General features: G+C 66.4%; 2 protein-coding genes. Both read left to right on the plus strand.

From position 1 onward, the window contains the following. The first annotated feature begins 156 nt into the window (after window positions 1–156). A complete protein-coding gene (locus tag E1281_RS39185; RefSeq protein WP_131884740.1) occupies window positions 157–342 on the plus strand; it encodes a hypothetical protein in 186 nt (61 codons plus the stop codon). Window positions 343–1,580: 1,238 nt separating this feature from the next. After that, the gene (locus E1281_RS39190) at window positions 1,581–2,219 is read left to right on the plus strand and encodes a DUF6461 domain-containing protein (RefSeq protein WP_131884741.1); all 639 of its coding nucleotides are present in this window, start codon (window positions 1,581–1,583) and stop codon (window positions 2,217–2,219) included. Window positions 2,220–2,336 lie beyond the last annotated feature (117 nt).

The raw sequence follows: 2,336 nt of genomic DNA on the forward strand, positions 1-2,336 counted from the left end.
CCACTCATCATCGGTCAGGTCCGAGGGGTAACACGACTGCCGAGACATCCCGCCATCCTGGGGCGAACCTACCCGGACGGTCACGCAGACACACCGACCTAGATCAACTTCTCAAACACGCACTAAGACGTGCCCCCTAGTGAAGGGACACAACCCATGGCCAACGAGGCCCAGCAGGCGGCCGACAACGCGGACGCCGCCAAGAACAATCTGAGCGGCGCTGCTCGCGAGTACGCGAGCAACCCGACACCTCAGAACGAGCAGAACTTCGGCGACGCCTACCAGAGCTCCGCCGAAGCCCACAGCGAGGCCCGCCCGCTCCACGGCGGGTCCGGGGCCTGATCACCCCGGCCCAATCGCCGGTCCTCACGCTTCCTGAGCGTGAGGACCGGCACTCTGCAAACGCCCATTAGGCGGCGACGCAGCACGGGCCCGCCTCGCCAAGTGCCGGAGGCAGGGCCGTGATTCGCCGCAGGCCGGTGCGACGTCCACCGGTGGGCAGACGTCGAGGGCGGATTCCTGGCGTCGCTCGCCGAGACCGGCGCCACGTTCGCCGAGACGCCCTGGAGCTGACGGATGGTGGCGGGTCGAGGAATACGAGAGGAGTGGGGCGATGCATGCAGCCGAGCACACGGGGGCCATGGCGGGTGATCCATCACCGGCTGCTGAAGGCCGCCCGTGAACCTCCGGAAATGAAAGAATTTCGACGGCCGTGGTGCACGACCACGCCCGCCGGGATCCGTTGATCAGGGCTCCGCCAAGGCGGAGTCCTTATGCAGTGCTACTGCTTCACACCATCGCCGGCGGCCGCGGCGCCCCGGGCCCGCCCGGCGTCTGCGGCGGCTTCGGGAGCGGAGGCGGATACGGCGTGGCGCAGAGCGTGGCGAACAACATCGCATTGTTCCCTTCGTTTGGGCGACCGTCGGTCGCGTCTTCGGCGGAGACCGTCCGCAGTTCGCGATCTTGGGCAACGTCAGGTCCGACACACGGACGAGCGGCAGCCGCGGCGACAAGCCGCGCTCGGACTCCTACTCGCACGCCGCCGAAACAGGCTTGCGCTGGACGAACGGCGGGGCGACACCGTCGGCTCGTCGCCTCTCCCCTGGCGCAGCGGAACGAGTGCCCGGCTCGCAGGGGATCGGGGCGGTGGAGCCAGGAGTTCGGCGTTCCGGCCGGGGGCCGGCTGTTCGTCGGCCGCGCGGCGGGATCATGACCGACCGGACGTACCTCGGGGCATGGCACACGGCGAGGGCGGCGACCTGAGCGAGCGTGAGGCGGCCTCGCTGCTGGCCAAGACGCCGTACGACCTCCGGCACGCGGCCGTGTCAACCCGTGGCCGTGCCGCTACGCGTCTACGCCGAGTGCGTCGCCGGTCAGAAGGAGGATGCCAAGCGCCGAATCAGCGAAGCGACCAGGCCGAAGAGCCCTGAGAACTTCGGCACGTACTCGGCACAGCCACCCGTAGGAGCCCATGAACGATCAGAGACAGCGGGCTTGCAAAGCTGATCATGAATTCGAGCCTTGACCTGACGTTCAAACCATGCCGCGCTCAAGCTCGGTGCTTCTGGCATGGTGGTCCGGTGGCAGCTACCGCAATCGATTATCAGTGGATTAACGACTACTCGGAGCTAGCAGAGGCGTACTGTGCGGTCCTGGTTCGCGACCTGACCGTGCGGGACTACTTGCGGGGCATGCGGGCTACGCCTGACGGAGACGTCTCGGGGTATGCCGGATTGGAGAGGCGAACCTCGGATGTCTGGGAGGAACACTCCGGTAACCAGTTCCTGATCGCGGCCACTACAGTCCCTGCCGATCAAGGCGAGTGGCTGCTTGGCCTGGAAGTCAACGGCTTCCTGGGTACCGTGCCGCATCTGGTCGAACCGCTGTCGCGAGGTACCCGCCTGGTCGCCCACTTCTGCAACGTCAACGCCCATGACCTGTTCCTTTGGTACGAGGACGGTGAGGTCCGGACATCGTTCGAACCGCTCTTCCCGACCGGTCTAGACGGTTCCACCCCGAACGATCTAGTCGAACTGATGGCAGAGGTGGGATTCGACCTGCATGAGGAGGATGACGAGTACGAACCGGACTTCTCCATGACGACTGAGGCCGCGTTCGCCTTGGCCGAACGACTGACCGGGGTTCGTCTCACGCCGGAACTCCTCGACAGGACCACGTTTGTCACCGGACTCGTCCCCTGGAGCGCTTCCCGGTCATGAACTCGTAGTCACGGCTGATCATGGCAACCCCTGCTGGCGGTGCCGTCAACATTCCCGGCAGTCGTCCCTCCCAGGTCGCTGGCCTGCCGCGGCCTCACGGGCGTGCAACGCACACCC

Origin of the sequence: Actinomadura sp. KC345 (assembly GCF_004348515.1) — a bacterium.
GTDB lineage: Bacteria > Actinomycetota > Actinomycetes > Streptosporangiales > Streptosporangiaceae > Spirillospora.

Coding starts and splice junctions, on each gene's coding strand:
- E1281_RS39185 (WP_131884740.1), top strand. CDS start 157: ATGGCCAACGAGGCCCAGCAGGCGGCCGACAACGCGGACGCCGCCAAG.